Annotated in this window: 19 protein-coding genes; all 19 read right to left on the bottom strand. The window is 27.9% G+C overall.

Going from position 1 to position 19,408, the window contains the following annotated elements; genetic code table 11:
- Positions 1-8 precede the first annotated feature (8 nt).
- Positions 9-1,157 carry a D-alanyl-lipoteichoic acid biosynthesis protein DltB gene (gene dltB / locus BN899_RS13635; protein WP_042276426.1) on the bottom strand — a complete coding sequence of 383 codons (1,149 nt, stop codon included), beginning with the start codon at positions 1,155-1,157 and terminating at the stop codon, positions 9-11.
- Positions 1,157-2,671, bottom strand: coding sequence for a D-alanine--poly(phosphoribitol) ligase subunit DltA (gene dltA, locus BN899_RS13630; RefSeq protein WP_042276423.1), 1,515 nt, complete (start codon positions 2,669-2,671; stop codon positions 1,157-1,159). Before dltA ends, dltB begins: the two co-directional genes overlap by 1 nt.
- A 124-nt stretch (positions 2,672-2,795) precedes the next feature.
- Entirely contained in the window at positions 2,796-3,959 is a 1,164-nt protein-coding gene (dltD, locus tag BN899_RS13625; protein WP_042276420.1) for a D-alanyl-lipoteichoic acid biosynthesis protein DltD, read from the bottom strand.
- A gap of 464 nt (positions 3,960-4,423) precedes the next feature.
- The gene (locus BN899_RS13620; RefSeq protein ID WP_242824192.1) at positions 4,424-5,587 is read right to left on the bottom strand and encodes a DHHW family protein; all 1,164 of its coding nucleotides are present in this window, start codon (positions 5,585-5,587) and stop codon (positions 4,424-4,426) included.
- Between the two features lie 122 nt (positions 5,588-5,709).
- Positions 5,710-6,933: an MBOAT family O-acyltransferase gene (locus tag BN899_RS13615; protein WP_330362561.1), complete on the bottom strand. Its 1,224-nt coding sequence runs from the start codon at positions 6,931-6,933 to the stop codon at positions 5,710-5,712.
- Positions 6,934-7,026: 93 nt separating this feature from the next.
- Positions 7,027-7,500 carry a DUF4358 domain-containing protein gene (locus tag BN899_RS13610; protein WP_042276418.1) on the bottom strand — a complete coding sequence of 158 codons (474 nt, stop codon included), beginning with the start codon at positions 7,498-7,500 and terminating at the stop codon, positions 7,027-7,029.
- An 18-nt stretch (positions 7,501-7,518) separates the two neighbouring features.
- Positions 7,519-7,665, bottom strand: a complete 147-nt coding sequence (locus BN899_RS19125) for an SGNH/GDSL hydrolase family protein (protein WP_154658905.1) — start codon at positions 7,663-7,665, stop codon at positions 7,519-7,521.
- Positions 7,666-7,691: 26 nt separating this feature from the next.
- Positions 7,692-8,297 carry an SGNH/GDSL hydrolase family protein gene (locus BN899_RS13605; protein ID WP_042276416.1) on the bottom strand — a complete coding sequence of 202 codons (606 nt, stop codon included), beginning with the start codon at positions 8,295-8,297 and terminating at the stop codon, positions 7,692-7,694.
- Between the two features lie 396 nt (positions 8,298-8,693).
- Positions 8,694-9,332: a nitroreductase family protein gene (locus BN899_RS13600; protein WP_042276414.1), complete on the bottom strand. Its 639-nt coding sequence runs from the start codon at positions 9,330-9,332 to the stop codon at positions 8,694-8,696.
- Between the two features lie 107 nt (positions 9,333-9,439).
- Entirely contained in the window at positions 9,440-11,176 is a 1,737-nt protein-coding gene (locus tag BN899_RS13595) for a methyl-accepting chemotaxis protein (RefSeq protein ID WP_042276412.1), read from the bottom strand.
- Positions 11,177-11,446: 270 nt separating this feature from the next.
- Positions 11,447-12,334 carry a flagellar motor switch protein FliM gene (locus BN899_RS13590; protein ID WP_042276409.1) on the bottom strand — a complete coding sequence of 296 codons (888 nt, stop codon included), beginning with the start codon at positions 12,332-12,334 and terminating at the stop codon, positions 11,447-11,449.
- A 278-nt stretch (positions 12,335-12,612) separates the two neighbouring features.
- Positions 12,613-12,966 carry a response regulator gene (locus BN899_RS13585; RefSeq protein ID WP_042276406.1) on the bottom strand — a complete coding sequence of 118 codons (354 nt, stop codon included), beginning with the start codon at positions 12,964-12,966 and terminating at the stop codon, positions 12,613-12,615.
- 24 nt (positions 12,967-12,990) lie between these two features.
- Positions 12,991-13,692, bottom strand: coding sequence for a CheR family methyltransferase (locus tag BN899_RS13580; protein ID WP_052356859.1), 702 nt, complete (start codon positions 13,690-13,692; stop codon positions 12,991-12,993).
- A 90-nt stretch (positions 13,693-13,782) separates the two neighbouring features.
- Positions 13,783-14,265 (bottom strand): chemotaxis protein CheW, encoded by a 483-nt coding sequence (locus BN899_RS13575; RefSeq protein WP_042276404.1) that lies wholly within the window; start codon positions 14,263-14,265, stop codon positions 13,783-13,785.
- Positions 14,266-14,283: 18 nt separating this feature from the next.
- The gene (locus tag BN899_RS13570; protein WP_042276402.1) at positions 14,284-14,769 is read right to left on the bottom strand and encodes a chemotaxis protein CheD; all 486 of its coding nucleotides are present in this window, start codon (positions 14,767-14,769) and stop codon (positions 14,284-14,286) included.
- An 11-nt stretch (positions 14,770-14,780) separates the two neighbouring features.
- Positions 14,781-15,395: a chemotaxis protein CheC gene (locus BN899_RS13565; protein ID WP_042276399.1), complete on the bottom strand. Its 615-nt coding sequence runs from the start codon at positions 15,393-15,395 to the stop codon at positions 14,781-14,783.
- A 17-nt stretch (positions 15,396-15,412) separates the two neighbouring features.
- Complete coding sequence (locus BN899_RS13560) at positions 15,413-16,492, bottom strand: protein-glutamate methylesterase/protein-glutamine glutaminase (RefSeq protein ID WP_042276397.1); 1,080 nt, start codon at positions 16,490-16,492, stop codon at positions 15,413-15,415.
- Positions 16,493-16,610: 118 nt separating this feature from the next.
- Positions 16,611-18,788, bottom strand: a complete 2,178-nt coding sequence (locus BN899_RS13555) for a chemotaxis protein CheA (protein WP_042276395.1) — start codon at positions 18,786-18,788, stop codon at positions 16,611-16,613.
- Positions 18,789-18,921: 133 nt separating this feature from the next.
- The coding region (locus BN899_RS13550) for a methyl-accepting chemotaxis protein (RefSeq protein WP_242824191.1) at positions 18,922-19,408 on the bottom strand (487 nt) is incomplete at its 5' end.

Genomic DNA, 19,408 nt, shown 5'->3' with positions numbered 1-19,408 from the left:
TCCCTATTTTAAGCAAAATATCCTGAGAAAATCAATAATCCAAAACATGCAATATTGAAAGTTATTACAATTTGAACAATTTCAAACCATTTCTCTTTTTTATGCTTTTTATAAAATTTAGATTTCTTTTGATATATATCTGTTAGGATAAGTACTACCCCTTGATATACACCATATAAGATGTAATACCATGTTAAACCATGCCAAAATCCCATAGTTATCATAGTTATCATTTGAGCAACATGTGCTGCTGTCGCTCTTTTTTTGAATCTTTTCTTTCTCATAGAAGAAATTACAAATCTTGAGAAAATATAATCTCCAAACCATCTTGAAAGACTTATATGCCATCTAGTCCAGAATTCTTTCATATCTTTACTTATAAATGGCTTATTAAAGTTATCCGGAGTTTTAATTCCTAGTATATAACTTGTTCCTACTGCAAATAAGCTATATCCTGCAAAATCAAAGAATAAATATAAACTATATGCGTACATATAATTTATAGAATTAACAAAGTTAATATCTGATGGAATCTTTGACATCCAATAAGTATTTATTAAAAATGCTAAAACAAACTTATATCCAACTCCCATTAAAATTTTACCAAAACCAGGAACTAAATAGTCATTTATATATTCTTCCTTTGGTATACTATTTTCTAAGTCAGCTTCAAATCTTCTCGATCTATCAATCGGACCTGAACTTAATGTTGGGAAGAATATTATGAAGTATAATGTTTTGAATAAATTAACTTCTTTTATTGCCCCATCATAAATTTCGATTATCATTTGTATCGTTCTAAAGTTTAGATATGATATTCCGATAAAACCAATAACTCCAAATGATGTATATGGTGAAAGTTTATTGATTATTATAGGAAGCATTGAAGCAAATAAAAATACCCAATAAATATATTTATTTTTAGTCTTTTGTCTTATATAAAAATATCCTTTTATTAGACATATTTCAAATATCATAAACATTGTGAAATATAAAAGACTAACGTCTCTTCCTATTATTAAAAATATCATAAATACACTTGCTATTATGCCATAATATTTTATGTTTTTACCTAGTAAACCTAATACTACTGCCGGTGTTAATGTTAATAATAATATATAAAGATAGAAGTAATCTCCGTACTGTGAAAAAGTCATTATAATTCAGCCATTAATTTCTTTCTATCTATTTTCCCATTTGTATTCATAGGGAACTCATCTATAACAGTTACATTTCTAGGTATCATATATTGTGGCAGATATTTTGATAGTTCTTTCTTTATTAATGTACCATTTTTTATGTTACTTAATTCATTCTTTTCTTTTAGCTGAACTATACCTTTTAAATATGCTATTTTATCATTTTTATATATAGGCATTACTACTGCATTTTTTATATTATTAACTTTTCTTAGGTTGTTTTCTATATCTTCTATTTCTATTCTATATCCATTTAGCTTAACTTGGAAGTCAACTCTCCCAGAGTAATATATTCTACCTTCAAGCATGTGGCCCATATCACCTGTTTTATATGCTCTATGTTTTACGCCATTTATCTCATCAAAATAAAATACTTCATCTGTTTTTTCCTTATTATTGAAGTAACCTTTTGAAACTGATGGGCCTATTATCATTATTTCACCTTTTTGCCCACTTTCAACTTCAATTCCATTTTCATCAACAATTTTAATCTTACAGTTATCCATAGGATATCCTACAGGTAAGCTCTTTTCATCTTCGATAAATTCTAATGTTATATCATTTACACTTACTCCTACAGTTGCTTCTGTTGGTCCATATCCATTAATAACTCTTGTATTTGGGAATCTCTCCATAAGCTCTTTAGCTACATTTTTCGGTAAAACCTCACCTATAAATATCATTGATTCAAGATTTGGCATCATTTCTTGATTAAAGCTTGAGTCAGATAAACATACTCCTGCAAATGATGGTGTCGATACCCATACTGACATATTAGATTCTTTTAATTCACTAAATAATAACTTATAATCTGCCAATACCTTCTTAGATATTGAAAATAACGTAGATCCATTTACTAATGCAGGATATATACTTGTCACTGATAAATCAAATGAATATGCCGCTTGATTCATCATAACTTTTTCACTTCCATCTATTTTTAGATAAGGACTCATCCAGTTTACAAAACTATCTAAGTTATTAGAACTTATTTGTACACCTTTTGGTTTTCCTGTACTTCCTGATGTAAATAATATATATGCATTTTCATCTTCTTTTACCCAGTTTTCACTAGATATTGATTTTTCTTTATACTCATTTATTATATCTTCAAGTTTTTCTTTATTTATTACTATAACATCTTCAAATTCAACTTCTTCGCCAAAGTTAAATAATACCTTTGGATTAACTTCTTCAGTTACAGTTTTAACTCTATCTATTGGGAAGCTTGTATCAAGAGGAACATATGCCCTACCAGATTTTAATGCACCTATCATACAAGGCATCATCATATTTTCCTTATTCCCATATACTAATATAGGTGTATTTTCTTCGCCATGTATAGATTTTAAATATATTGCAATTGCCTCTGAGTACTTATCTAGCTCATTATATGAAAGTTTTTCGCCTTCACATATTATTGCAATTCTATCGGTATTTGCATATTTTTTTATACCTTCAATAATTTTCATCCTATAACCCCCTCATTAAAACTCATTATATACAAATGGTAATTGCTTAAATGGTGTAAATATTAATATTAGTATCGCTAATATTATGATTAGAGTGAAACAAACGCTCATCATTAGCTCTCTATTATTTATCAAACTCTTTATATAATTTTTCACTAACATCTACCCATCCTTTCGTTCCAAGATGCATTACATCTCTTAAGTAATATTTTTCGGTTTCTTTATCTCTTAAATCCATGACTTCAAATCCATAGCTTTTAGATAACGATATTATTTTATTGTAAAGTTCATGTCTTTCTTCTCTTGATATACCAGTTATATTGTAGTATTTATCCATAGAAGGTAACATTACTATCACAGGCTTTATGCCTAATTCTTTACATACCTGTAATCCAAATTCATAGTCTTTAAGCTCTTTAGAATCCATTAAATTAACATCTTTATATTTGCCTTTAACTTTATCTAGCCCGCCTTTAAAATGCTTTTTATAGTATCCTTTATCAATGTTTAAATCATTTTTTCCTACTCTTTTTTTGGCATCTTCTATTGCTTTAGTTTCTTCTTTTTCCCAATCAATGGTTCCTTTTGGTGTGTGTTTTTTAGCATCACTTAAGGATACTAATTCTTTATAAAGTAGACCTTTTTCTTTAAGTCTTACAAAATATTTTCTTAGCTCAAGATATGGTTTTAGTAAAAACTTCTCAGTTTTCGAAATAAAGTCATTTGAATTGTATAGTTTTGCATAAACATATTCTGGCTTATATTCAGCAGAATTTTTTAAAAGTTCTTTACTTCTATCAATTAGCTTATTTTTACTTTCTTTAGATATTTTAGGATTATCTAAAAAATTATAAAATTGTGATGGAGAAAATCTAAATTGATAATGCCCTTCAGTTACTCCTTCTTTATCCATAAACCATTGCATCGATATTAATAAAGCTACTTTCTTATCTTTAATCTCTGGGTTTAAACTACCTAATATGGTTGCATCTTGCAGACTCTGAGTATATGCCCTTCCTATAGTTGCTACACCATGTTCACTCCTATTCGTATTGAAATAGTATGTTGGATGTTGTTTTGTTGAATGACCTAACTCTGAAGAGCCTAATATAAGAGCATCTTCTCTCTCTAAAAAGTAATTATTTGCTATACTTCCTTTATCTTTTATATCACTTAATGAATCATTCATAATCGTAGTTAAGTCTTTGCTTTTTAATAAATCTTTTATTTTTAAATCAAAAAATTTATTTATACCCAATACAAACATCATACCTAATATAAGTGGCATAACTACGTAACCTATTTTTTCATTTTCAGCTCCTATTTAAATACTATATATATTTCACAGTGTTTAATATTAAACACTGTTTTTTAATCACTTATATAATATTGCACATTTACTTTACTTAATCAAGAGTTTTCAGTGTTTTGTTATATTTTGTTACTTTTTGCATTTTTAATATTTTTTATTTTAAATTATATTTATAGTAAAATTTTTTACATAACTAATCAAAATTCATATTTCAGTCCCAAAAAATCAAATTTCAGTCCACTTTTAACATTTTTTATGATTAAATATGATAGAATATATCGATGAATCTTTTCCCCTAAATTTACTACCCCTAAGTAAATTTAGTTAAATAAATAACATTTATAAAACTCTATGAATGTTATTTATTTATACTCTATTTATTTTTCACTATACCTTTTCCAATAATAATTCCTAAATTCTACCTATAAATGCTTATATATTTACTTATTACTTAAAACTAACTCTAAAGATGTATCAGAAAAGAATGTATTTGCATTATATAAAAACAAAGTATCTGTTATACTTTCTTCTTCAATTAATTTATCAATATCATCATAGTAATACCTTGGATCTATAACCACTATTTCTTTAAAATGAGGCGTTAGAAATGGTATAAAGTTATTTGCATATGAATCTTTGAATATAAGAAGTCTTCTATCTTCCTTAGATGTTGTTTTTATTTTAGTTAAAGGATGATTTCCTCCTAAAAATACTCCATACTTATCCTTTATATTTAATTTTGAGCTATCATAAAGAGATGCAGATTTTTTTTGTTCCTCTACATAATTAACTACATATTCATCATTTTTATCTTGAGGTATGTATATTTCTATTGTATCTGCTTCCTTTGCTTTATATCCACTTTTAGAAGATAACGTTCCAAAAAAACTATTAGATACCTTCTTTATATCATATTTAATTTTATCTATATTAAGGTCCATGCTCTTTGCTGCTTCTAAAAATGTATAGTAAGACCCTAATGTTGTCCAATGATGGTCCGTTTTATAATAAATGTACTCTTTATTATGAACTTTTAGTGCTTTGTATGAATCTATGAAATTTACGTTTTTGTTTAATTTATCTTTAAAATTATCAATATATTTTTTCTGACTTAAAGTAGGTGCAAATATAGGAAGATTATTTTCTAATATTTCTATTGCATTAGGTGCTATTATAAAATGTTGTCTAATTCTTTTATATTTATCTGAGAATTTGTTTATAGCATCCAAATTAGATTTTATGGCATTTGAGTTTGGTTCTTTAAATTCTTCAATTAAATAATTATACTTGCTTAAATAAACTCCATTAGACTTATTTCTTCCCAGCATTTTATCAAAATTTGTTTTAATTTCTATCCATAAATCTCTGTTTATAAATTGATCTATTTTATACTTTTCGTATTTTTTTGTAAACTTCCCTTCTACTAACTTTTCAACTTTAAATTTAGGCTTTTTAGCTAATATTCTATTTTCAGATTCTGAAAATTTTATATCTTTTTTTAGTATATTGAAAGCTACTATAATAGCTAGAAATACTATAAATACAGAACTCATTATTATATAGTATGCCTTGGTATTTTTGTCATAATATTTTTTATTTTTCACGATAGTCCTCCTTTAATTACCTTAAAACCTAAAGTATAAGAAAGGATTGTATGTCTCATTTACTAAATAAGATATAGATAATATCATTATTGATATATTCACAAATATAGCCATTGATAAGCCTATATTTTTTCCTTTTTTATTATTGTTTTAAAGATTTTACTTACTATAGGTGTTGAACACAATGATAGTACTATAAATAATATTAAGTTAGTGTATAAATAATATAATCCCATTGAATCTAATAGCTTATTTCCTGATAGACCAAACATAACTCCTATATAATTTAGAGCATAACTTAATGTTTCACTTCCAAAGAAAACCCAACCTATCATAATTAATAACATAGTATAAATATGTCTTAAAAGTTTTGGTAATCTTTCTAGTAATTTGCTTAATATAGTTTTTTCTATAAATAATATAGTTCCATAATAAAGTCCCCAAACTATAAAATTCCAACTTGCACCGTGCCATAACCCTGTAAGTAACCAAACCGTAAATATGTTTCTTATACTTTTTAATTTACTTACTCTATTTCCGCCTAAAGGTATGTATATATATTCCTTAAACCATGATCCTAGTGATATATGCCACCTTCTCCAAAATTCGGATACACTAGTTGATATATATGGATAATTAAAGTTTTCTATAAAATCAAATCCAAACATTTTTCCAAGACCTATAGCCATATCTGAATAACCACTAAAGTCAAAATATATTTGGAATGTATAGGCTACTATACCTATCCATGATGTTAATACAGATATATCATTAAGATTTGTAGATTGAATAGTTGTCCATATTATACCTATGTTATTTGCTAATAAAACCTTTTTACATAACCCCCTTGTAAACCTATCAGCACCTAATCCAAACTTAGAAATAGATTCTTCTCTATAAGTGAGTTGTCTATCTATATCTTGATATCTTACAATTGGACCTGCCACTAATTGAGGAAACATAGTTACATATAATCCAAGTGAAATTAAATTCTTCTGTACTTTTGCTTTTCCTAGATATACATCTACTACATAAGATAATATTTGGAATGTATAAAATGATATCCCAACCGGAAGGGGTAATTGCTTATATGCTATATCTAAACTAAATATCATATTTATATTTTCAATTAAAAATCCATAGTATTTAAAAAAACCTAGAATAAATATATTTACTAAAACCGTAAATATTAATATATTTTTGCATTTAATACTTCTTTTGTTACTATCTATAACTCTACCCATTATAAAGTTAAATATTGTTGTAAATATCATTAATAAAACATACACAGGTTCACCCCATGCATAAAATACTAAGCTTATTAATAATAGTATTAAGTTCCTCATAGTCATTGGAGTAATATAATATAACAATAAACTTATATGTAAAAAAGTGAATATAAAAATAATACTGCTAAAAACCATAACTGCTCACATTCCTTATTTATTTTTTATACTTTTGATAAACTCATCTTTAATTTCTTCAGCCTTGTCTGAGACTACGAAAAAAATATATTTATCTTTTATCTTCATCTCATAATTGTCCAATAGCCCAACCTGTTCTACACCATACCCATTGAAATTTTCTATTTGACGATTTACTCTAGATTCTATGCTTTCTTCTATGAATTCTAATTTTTCTAAGTCTTTTACTTTTAAGACTAACATTTCATCTACATCCATATTGGACTTAGGTATGTATAAAACAAAATCTTCTAAATCATCCGGATTTATTCCATAAAATCTTATAAGTGATTTTTTATCACCTTTTTCCATTCTATCAGTATTAATATTTTTAACTAAATCAGATTCAATCTCATTTATAGATATGTTTATCTCACTTGAACACCCAATAGTAAAGATTGAAATGTTTATTACCATAATTGCTAATATTTTCTTTATATATTTTTTCATTTATTTATCCTCACTAACTTATAAGTTTGATTTATCTAAAAGTGTCCTTAGCCATAATGGATAGAAACCTATTTTCATATGTACTCCATCATTTTCAAATAACTTTGGATTTTTTACTACTATGTCTTTACTTTCTATAAAAGTTAGTCCTAATTTTTCACACATGTCTTTAAGGGCATTATTAAATTCATCTATCTTATAATAGATTTTTCTTTATCTATAACCTTTTGTTGTACAGGTAAAATTTCACATATATATATATTACTTTTAGGGAGTTTTGATTTTAAATCTTGTATTAGCTCTTCGTATGATAAAACAAATTTCTTAGCATCTCCTCTAAAGTATGGTATATCATTCATTCCATAAGCCATAAATACATTAGATGGGTATAAATTGACAGCTAAATTTACATCCTTTTTAGCAGATGATGTATTTCTTCCTTTATATGCTACTACTGAAGATTTATTTAATATGCTATACTCTATTAGAGATTCCGATATTGAATCTCCCATTATTAAAGAATTTTCAAATACTTGCTTTAAATCATTATCTTTTATACCTTTTTTGTTGTTCATATTGTCTATTTTCTTTTCAATTGATATAACATCTTTAGATTCTAGTTTTTTTATTGATTCTATTCCACTTGATATACTCTGTGAATTATCTATTGAATTTTTAAAACTGTCTTTAGCGTGAGAAGTTATATAAATATCACCTATTAAACCCACAAAAACTAAACCTACTAATATCAGAGTAGATTTAATTATATTATCACGTATTCTTTTTATAATTTTCATACCTTAACCCTAGCCTTATATTCTATTTATAATATATTTTTATCGATTATTTTGTATTTTTAATTTTTTGATTATCAATCTTATCTTTATAAACTGCTATTTAATTATACTCGCATCATGAATTTTCATTATTTTTTCAGTAATTAGATAAAATTTGTATAATATTCCGTATTTCGACAAAAATCTTTTTATTTCTATTGTTAATTTCACTATATCATAAATTTTCCATATAAAAATTTACACTGTTGTAATCGAGAATTACATTATTGTAACAACTTTTTTGAGTATAATATTTTTTATATTTTTATATTAATTTTTATTTTCAATATATTAAAATAAACAATAAAAAAGACATCTACAATACGTTTTCGTAGATGTCTTTTTATTATTTATATATTAATCTATAAATGTTACAACTTCTTCTAAAGGTTTACGAGGTGGTTGATTAGGAGTATCGTCTTCTGCCACTCCTAAAGAAATCATAGACATTAATTCGTATCCTTCTTTATTAAATCCTATAAGCTTTTCTATCTCAGTCTTAGCATGTGTAGGACCTGTCATATAACAAGTTCCATAACCCATTTCAGTCGCAGCTAATAAAATATTTTCTACTGCAGCACCTATACCTTGAGCTGCTGATTGAGGTGATACTAACACATCAATAACTTCTTGAGGTGCATTACTTTCCTTTAATATCTTATATTCTATCATTTTATATTCAGATGAATATACTAATATCACTACTGGAGCATATCTAAAGCATGTATAGTATTTTATAACGCTCATATGCTTTTTAAAGTCTTTTTCGTTTTTTGCAAGTTGTCCTATATTTTCATGGCTTTTAGCTACTATATCTGCCATTTCATTTATTATATCTTTATTTTGTAGCACAACAAAATGCCAATTTTGTTGGTGCTTTGGAGATGGTGCATAAGTTCCAGCCTTTAATAATTCAACTATATCTTCTTTTGGAATCGGTGTATTTTTAAACTGTCTTACACTCTTACGGTTGTATATAAAATCTAAATTTGCCATTATGTATTTCTCCTCTTATATAATTAGTTTTACGTCAAACTAATTATATAACTATAATAGTTTCATGTCAAACCTTTTTGTTAAATTTTATTTAAAGTTTGATCCTATTAATATTCATTCATAGCAAAATAATTATTTTCATCGCTATTGAAGTTTATATTTTTTCTAGAACCATTTGTATCTTTTAGCTCAAAGTTTTCGATAAGTGACTTTAGCATTTGTGCTTGTCCACTTAATTCTTCACTAGCAGCAGCACTTTCTTCTGATGTTGCAGAGTTAGTTTGCACTACTTCTGAAATTTGTTCTACTCCTAATGTAACTTGAGTGATTGCACTAGCTTCTTCTTCAGATGCTTTAGCTATATCATCAACTAATACAGTAGTTCTACTAGTTGTATTTATTATTTTTTGAAGTGACTCAGCTGTGCTATCTACTATTTCAGTACCTTTGTTAACTGCTTCTATTGAATTTTCTATAAGTGTAGCTGTATTTTTAGCAGCTTCTGCTGATTTAGCAGCAAGGTTTCTTACCTCATCAGCAACGACAGCGAATCCTTTACCAGCTGAACCGGCACGTGCAGCCTCTACAGCAGCATTTAATGCTAATATATTTGTTTGGAATGCTATATCATCTATTGTTTTTATAATTCTTCCTATTTCATTAGAAGTAGATGAAATCTCTTCCATTGCTTTAACCATTTGTTTCATTTGCTCATTACCATCTTTAACTTGACGAGCTGAACTTAGAGTTAAATTATTAGCTTTTCTAGCATTGTCTGCAGTATCTTTTATTTTGTCAGATATTTCTATAATAGTTGCAGATAACTCTTGAATTGCACTTGCTTGTTCAGTAGCACCTTGTGATAACATTTGTGATCCACCAGCTACTTGATCTGATGCAGCTCCTACTTCTTCTGCAGCCACATTTATTTGTGACATTGTTTCACTTAAATCGTTAGTTATTTTATTTATTGATTGCTCAACACCTTTAAATACTCCTATAAATTCTACTTCAGGTTCAACATTAAAGTTGCCTGATGCAACTTCTCCTAAAACACGAACTGTATCATTTATAATTTCCTTAGTTTCTCCACTCATTTTACGCATACTGTCTGCTAAAGAACCTAATTCATCTTTTGATTCATAATCGATAGCGATATTATAATCACCCTCAGCCATTTTATTTGCTGCTATTTCTATTTCTTCGATTGGTTTCTTTAAGCTCTTTGTAATATATACGCATATAACTATTCCTATTACTATATTTAATATACTCATAACAACAGCTGTAATTGTTGATTTTGAAGTTGCACTTTCTACACCTTTATTAAACTCAATACCTTCAGCTTCTGCCTCTTTATCAAGAGCTATTGAATTTTCTCTAAGTTCAGCGTCTAGCTTCCAATATTCTGTATTTTCAGCTGTAACTTCTTTTACAGTTTTATAATCTCCTTTTAACATAAGATCATAAAGTTGGTCGTACTCTTGTCTTATTTTATCTACAGAATTTTCAAGATTATCGATGAATTTTTTGTCTCCACTAAAAGACTTTTCAATTATTTTAAGTCTTTTATCAATACTTTCAAAGTTACTTATAATTTCATCTCTATATTTTGAAGGATTTTCCCTAATAATTGAATTAGCTATACCTCTTCCAATAGAAACTGTATCTCTACGAACTCCCATAGCTTCAGTTGTTGAATTATAAGGTCCATTAAATAATTGTTTATTTAGACTTTCTGCTTTTCGTAAACTAGATATTGTATAAAAATTTGCAAATGTTGCAATCATTAGTAAAACAATAAAAGATATACTTAATTTTCTACTTATTTTTAAATTTTTCATAGTGCCCTCCCTATATTTTAAAGTTTTGTAATTTGTATTTCTTAAGTAGTTTATTTTCTTACTATACGGATAGATTGACATATTCTTTATATCTATATAAAATATTCTTTTCGTTATAATTTTATTTAAGATTTTAACTTTTATAAATTTTGCAAAAAAATTTAAAAATTAGACAAAATAATATAACTAAATATCTACTTGTTAATATCAATTGAAATAAAAAAAACACATTAATAAATTATTAATGTGTTTTTATTTATTCTATATTAATTATGCTTCCTTTTTTGTGTCACCAGTTATAACAACACCCTTTTTATCTTTAATAAGACCAGGTTTACATTTAAAAGATTTTGAACCTCCTACAAAAAGGTCTATATCTTCATTTACTTTAGTATCTAGAGTTATGATATCTCCTAATTTTAAATTTAAAAGTTCTTCTACGCTTACATTTACATTGCCTAGACTTGCAACTAACTCAGTTTTTACACCATCAATCTTTTTATATATAGCACTTGTAAATTCAAAATCATATTCTTTATCTTTGCTTATAAAAAGTCTTTTAGATTCTAATTGGTCTATTACTGGCTCCAAACAACTATATGGATTACAGAAACTCATTTTTCCTATTTCTCTATCGCCATCCATCATTTTCATATGGGAAATAATAACTGATTCACTTATTGGATATTTTTGACTAGATCCGGCATTAGTGTAAACATTAGAAACTTCTCTAGATTCACACCCTTCAAAAATATGCATTTTTGTTAAAAACTCACTACCTATATACGATATTAATTCTTTATCAACTTCAGTAAGTTCTCTTTTATGATCATCAACTATGCCATCTCCACCAAGTATTAAATCTACAAATGAAAGTGCAACACTTTTATCTAATTGATATATAAGACCTTGAACTAAAGGTTTTATTGCATGTTCAATAATCACAGAGTCATTTGATATCATATACATAAATTCTTCATAGTTTGTTTGTTCTATTCTTTCCAATTTACATACTATATTTGGTTTTTTTAATTCATAAGCTACAAATAGATTTATGCTCTTACAAAATTCATCTGATATTACAGATAAAAATCTCATATTGTCTGTAGAATACCTTTGCGGCTTTTTAAAGTCATATATATTTACTTCTTTTTTCATAATATTTTATCATATCTCCTCTCTAAACCTTATCTTACTTTATATTCATAATTATTTCTTGTTTATGTTCAAGTGGTGTTTAAGTGACTTATAGCAAGTACACATCAAATCCACTATTAATTCCTCAAATTAGAAACTAATAGTGGGTTTGATGTATCATATATACATCATACTATAATTTAGTTATTATCATAAAAGTAAGATGCATAAACATCTTACTTTTATTATACTAATTCTTTATATGTATCCTAAACTTAATTACTTATCAACAAAGTAAATTACAGTTTAGATAAAGCAGATACAATAATCTCTTCTTTGAAAGGTTTTACAATAAATCCTTTTGCTCCATAGATAATTGCCTCTTTCATTCTAGCTTCTTGTCCTAATGCTGATACCATGACAATTGATGCACCTGGATCGATCTTTTTGATCTCTCTTAATGCTTCTAATCCATCCATTTCCGGCATAGTAATGTCCATTGTTACTATATCTGGTTGTAATTCTTGGTATTTTTCAATTGCCATTAAACCATTTTCCGCTTCTCCAACTATTTCAAATTCATAATTTTGAAGCATATTGCGAATAGACATACGCATAAATGCAGCATCATCAACTATTAATACTCTTTTCATAATATTTCCTCCATTTTTCATCAATTATAATTTTTTTCTATATACTGATGGTTTTACACGTTCAAAATCTGTGTTTAAATTAGATAAGTTCTCAGACATTCCAATTATTAAATAACCTCCTGGTTTAAGTGATTCATATAATCTTTTACATAATGCCTGCTTTGTAGGATTATCAAAATAAATCATAACATTTCTACAAAAGATAACATCATATTTAGACCTATCCCAGCCTATCTTATTATTTAAATTAAAATATTTAAATTCAACTAATTCTTTAACATTTTTAGTGACTGCATAATTTTTCTCATCTATCTTCTGAAAGAAATTTTTCACCCATAATTGTGGCAACTTAGATATTTTATCTTCTGAATAAATACCTGCCTTTGCTTGTTTTAGTACATTATTAGAAATATCTGACGCTGTTATAGATACTCTTAACTTTGAGCTTTTGCCCAAGATAGATGATGCTAACATAGCAATACAATATGGTTCTTCCCCAGTAGATGAAGCTGCAGACCAGATTTTTATTCCTCCAATTGGTGGCTTTTTTAAATTAGGTAATAACACTTCATCTTTTAAAAATTCAAAGTGCTGTTCCTCACGCATAAAATAAGTAAAATTCGTTGTTAACTTTTCTACTAAAGCCGATACTTGTTCTCCTGTTTTATCTTGCATTAAATTATCTATATAGCTTTTAAAATCAGGAAATCCTAAACGCTTTACCATAAGTACTAGTCGTGTTTCAATTAGGGTTCTTTTTTTTCCAGATTTATCCCATAATTATTATACATAAAGTTTTTTAATCGTACAAAGTCTTTATTCGTTAATTCCATCATTTATATCCTCTACAATTTCTACTAATGAGTCACAATCTAATATTAACTGAATTTCATCATTTATTTCACTAACACCTTTTATAAAGTTTTGCTTACCTTCTTCTTTATTTGAGTTCATCTTCATACTTTGATTAGGTGAAATATGAATAACTTCATTTACCGCATCAACTATTAATCCGATTTGATCTCCGTTATTTTCAATTATAATAATACAAGTTCTTTCATTGTATTCAATTGGATCCATATCAAATCTCATCCTAGCATCCATTACAGGAATAATAGTACTTCTTAGATTTATAATCCCTTTCATATACTTAGGAAGGAATGGAACTTTAGTTATAGGCAGCATTTCAATAATTTCTATAATATATTTTGACGACAATGCATACTTTTGATTATTTATAATAAATACCATATATAAATCATCTATTTTATTGTCTATTATCTCATCATTTGCATTCATAAATAATACACCATCCTTTTAAATGACTTTTTCATTTTTTCCAACACTTTTGATACGTAGCTTACTTGTAAGAGTATCAAATGTAATAGTTCTTCCACAAGTTCCTAATACATCTTCAGAAACAATAGAGATATTTAGTTTAGCTAATGTTTCTTTACATGATTTTACATTTTTTTCTCCAATAGTAAATATACTATTAGGTGTATTTTTAAAACTAAACATATGTGCACCACCGGCTAGCTTTGCTCTTATAAACCTAGGATTAGCACCTTTCTTTTTCATCTCTTCATATAATAAAGTAATACCCGTATCTGCATACTTTGCCTTGTTTACTACATTTTTTTCATGTTTTGAATCTGAAAGCAAAATATGAACTAATCCAGCGATTTTATTTATCTCATCGTAAAGTACCACACCACAGCAAGATCCAAGTCCAATAGTCTTAATTTGATTAGGCGCCTTTACAATATTAAAGTCTGCTATACCAACTGTTATATTTTCCATTAGCTAGTCTCCTAATCAGCAAAGCCTAATGAAGATAATAGTTTCTTACATGATTCAACTTTAGGAATAAAATAATATTTTCCATCGATTTTGTGGTCTGTAGTGAAAAAGTCCGTTTCAATACATAAAATTGTGTCCGCAACTGGACCATATAATGAGATAGGTAAATTCATAATTGCCATAACCATATCTACACTAAAGTAAGGTATTGATGGATTTATACTTAAACCTGTCATATCAGATATTGCAGTTAGGTAAGTTCCACAAAGTATGTTACAAACTTCACCTATAGAATTTAGTTCTTCGCAAACTGAATTGTAATCATTTATATCACATTTAATTTCTTTTCCAGTAATTTTTGATAATAAATTAAGTGCTGAATCAATTTTCATAATAACCATAATAAAACCTTCCATATCTTCTGAAAGCTGTAAAACAGTTCCTACAACTAACTCTTCTGGAGAGCTATAACTATTAGTTATATCTGAAAATTTAATCATATCACTTTTAGGAATCCCAATATCAACTAGCTCATTTAACATCATAGCTAATGAATTCGATGCATTACCTGAACCTATATTACTAATTTCACGAAATACATTCAATTTATCACATTCAAATTTCATATATACCTACTTTCTATCTAATCTATAGATTTTACCGTTGATTGTCTTCTCTTTAGTTGATTTAATATTACATTTGGAATCATCTCTAAAGAGCTTTCTTTTTCGACTGCTCCAAGGTTCTTCGCAGCCATTGGCATTCCATAAACAACACAAGAATGTTTATTTTGACCAATGGTATATCCGTGAGCTTCTTTTATATCAAGTAATCCTTTAGCTCCATCAGAACCCATTCCAGTTAAAATAACACCTATAGCATTTTCTTTAGCCACTTTTGCTACAGATTGAAATAAATAATCTACTGAAGGACAATGACCACTAATCTTTTCTCCTTCTTTAATTTCTAACACATATTTATTATTTTTCTTTGTGATACCCATTTGTAATCCACCAGGTGCAATATATGCATGTCCACTTAATACTTCTTGTCCATCTTTTCCTTCTAATACATTTATGACACATTCTTTATTTAAGCGCTCTGCATATCTTTTAGTAAATACTGGTGGCATATGTTGTGTGATTACAATTGGTGGCAATCCTAAAGGCAACTGGCTTATTACTTTAGCGACTGCTTCTACACCACCCATAGATGCACCTATTGCAATTATATCTTTATTTCTTCTTATACTTTCATTGTTAAATGTACTTTTTCTTTGCACAGAATTACTAACTTGTGAAGAGTTTATTTTTGAATACTTTTTCTTTTCCAATTTAGCAACTGAAGCTTCTTTAATTTTAGATGCTAAATCATTAGAAAATTCATTCATTGTATTTGCATTTGGTTTTTCAACGAATCCAACAGCTCCAGCGCTTATAGCTTCAAAGCATTTACCATCAGCACCACTAATAACAATTGTTGGAATAGGACATTGATTCATTATAATTTTTAAAAATTCAATTCCATTCATCCCTGGCATTTCTATGTCTAGTGTTAATACGTCTGGTCTAAACTCTATTATCTTATCTCTAGCATCATATGGATCTTTAGCAGTTCCTACAACTTCTAACTCTGGATGTTCTTGAAGATACTTTGATACAATGCGTCGAAACATGCTAGAATCATCAATTACCAGCACTTTTATCTTTTTATTATCTTCCATAGACTATTTCTCCTTTTTAATGCTTGTGCTATATTACTACACAGTTTTCACCATAATTTTTAAGCAATTTTGGCAGCTTCGTCTATAGTAATTATGTCGATTTTTATACTAATGCCATTTATCTGTTTATAATGGCATTTACATCAAATATTAAACTAATAGAACCATCTTCTAAAATAGAGCAACCTGACATATAAGATTGGACTTTTTCAAACTGTGTCAATAATGTAGGTATCGGTTTAATTACAACTTGTTGTTGACCAATAATACTGTCTACAATCATACATACATTTCCCATTTCAGATTCAACTAAAATCATAATTCCTTCATCAGATTTAGTTTCATTTATTTCTAATATATTTGATAGTCTGCGTATTTCATAACAATTACCTCTAATAATACTATGTTCTTCTCCATTTGGATTTTGAACAATTTCATAAGCACCTTGTCTAAATACTTCTTTTATATTAAGTGATGGAATAATATATATTTCATCATCTATTTTTACTTTCATACCATCTACAATAGCAAGTGTTAGTGGAATACGAAGTACAATCATAGTACCTTTTCCTTTTTCACTGTCTATATTAATTGAACCTCTTAACTTACGAATGTTTGTGTAGACAACATCCATACCTACACCACGTCCAGAGTACTCACTTACAGCACTCTTTGTTGAGAATCCTGGTGCTAATATAAAGTTATATGCCTCTTTATCGCTGATTTCTTCAATACTTTTACTTGTAATTCCTTTTTCAATTGCTTTTTTTACAATAGCCTCTTTATCTAATCCTCGACCATCATCTTTAATAATAATAACAACATCTCCACCAGTGTTTTTTGCCTCTAATGTAACAGTTGCTTTTTCTGGTTTCGTTGTGTTTTTACGCTCCTCAGGTGTCTCGATACCATGGTCCATACTATTTCTTATCATGTGCATTAAAGGGTCTGAAATATTTTCTAAGATATTTTTGTCTACCTCAGTTTGCTCACCAATTAATTTAAGATCTACTGATTTACCAGTCTTTTTACTCATATCTCTTACAACTCTTTGCATTTTAGTAAATGTAGAAGATATTGGAACCATACGAATAGACATAACTACATCTTGTAGTTCATTTGTTAATTGATGTAGTCTTCTTGCTTGTTTTTCAAAACTATCTGGGTCAAAGTTTTCTAATTGCGATTGCTTTTCTACCATAGATTCAGTAGTAACAATCTCTCCAACTAAATTCATTAATGTATCAACCTTATTAATATTTACAGTTAAGTAACTATTTTTATTATGTACATGAGGCTGATTAGTTTCTTCTTTAGTTTCTTTTTTAGGCTCTTTCTTTAATGCTTTATTTATTGCTTCTATTTCATCATCTTTCTTATTAGATGTCTCTGATTTAACAACTTCTACTTCCTCATTTGATTTATTAGGCACCTGTGTTTTAGCAACTTCCTCTTTAGTGTTTTGTTCTAACACTTCGTTTATGATTTCTACTTCTTCATCTAAAGATTCCTGACTATCATTTGAACTATCTAAATTAGAAGTATTTTGTTGTTGAGGTCCATCTGTAACTTCAATAATTTCAAAATTCTTTAAAAACATAGTTTCACCAATACATTTTTCAAGAGCAGATTTATCTTCTACTAATTTTGTATATATGGTAAAACCATCTTTAGCTATAGCATCATCGCAATCCGTCATTAAATCTTCAGGTACAGTTCTTATAATAGAACATAAACTGTCAAGGTTAGTAACTACACCAAGCGCTCTAACGCCTTCCATACTACATCCACTTTCGAAGAAAACTTTTATACAAAGTTGTTTTTCACCAGCTGTTTGTGTATTTTCATCGTTCTTACTATCTTGTGGCAGTTCTATCTCTAGTTCTTTATTTTCATCTTCACTATGTAGTAAACATGAAACTCTATCATGTAATTCATCGATACTTGCCTCTGGAAGCAATCCATCTTGTACATTTAGCATTTCTTCTTTTAGAAAATCAATAATAGCTAATACAACGTCAATGACTTCTTCCCATTTACTACTAGAAAGTTCAAGCCCTCCACGTATTTCATCAAAAACATCTTCTATACTATGAGTAAGCTTTGTTAAACTATCGTATCCCATCATGGCCGAAGAGCCTTTAATCGTATGCATCGCACGAAAGATTTCTTCAATTGCTTCTTTGCCTAATCCACCAGTTTCTAATTGGCCTACAAGTAAAATTTCTTCTAATTGCTCTAATAACTGCATATTTTCGTGTACATAAAATTCAGCTAAAGAATCTACTCCGCTCATATCTTTTCTCCTTTTATTAATTAAATATAATAGATTGCAATTAATTTTATATTTAAATTAAATTCTCAAAAATGGAAGCATAAAGGCTTCCATTTTTTTAAATTTATAAATTATAGCATATTGTTATGCATTATTAATATTCATTCATTGCAAAATAATCAGTTTCATCACCATTGAAATTTATATTTTTTCTAGGTTTATTTGTATCTTTTAACTCAAAGTTCTCAATAAGTGATTTTAACATTTGTGCTTGTCCACTTAACTCCTCACTAGCAGCTGCACTTTCTTCTGATGTTGCAGAGTTAGTTTGCACTACCGCTGAGATTTGTTCTACTCCTAATGTAACTTGATTAATTGCGCTAGCTTCTTCTTCAGATGCTTTAGCTATTTCATCAACTAATACAGTAGTTCTACTAGTTGTATTTATTATTTTTTGAAGTGACTCAGCTGTACTATCTACAATATTAGTTCCTTTATCAACTGCTTCTATTGAGTTTTCAATAAGTGTAGCTGTATTTTTAGCAGCTTCTGCTGATTTAGCAGCAAGATTTCTTACCTCATCAGCAACAACAGCAAATCCTTTACCAGCAGAACCAGCTCTAGCTGCTTCTACTGCAGCA

It is taken from the genome of Faecalimicrobium dakarense, assembly GCF_000499525.1.
In the GTDB taxonomy this organism is placed as follows: Bacteria; Bacillota; Clostridia; order Peptostreptococcales; family Peptostreptococcaceae; genus Faecalimicrobium; species Faecalimicrobium dakarense.
The sequence above is the reverse complement of the archived record's forward strand: the minus strand, read 5'-3'. Positions and strand labels throughout refer to the sequence as shown.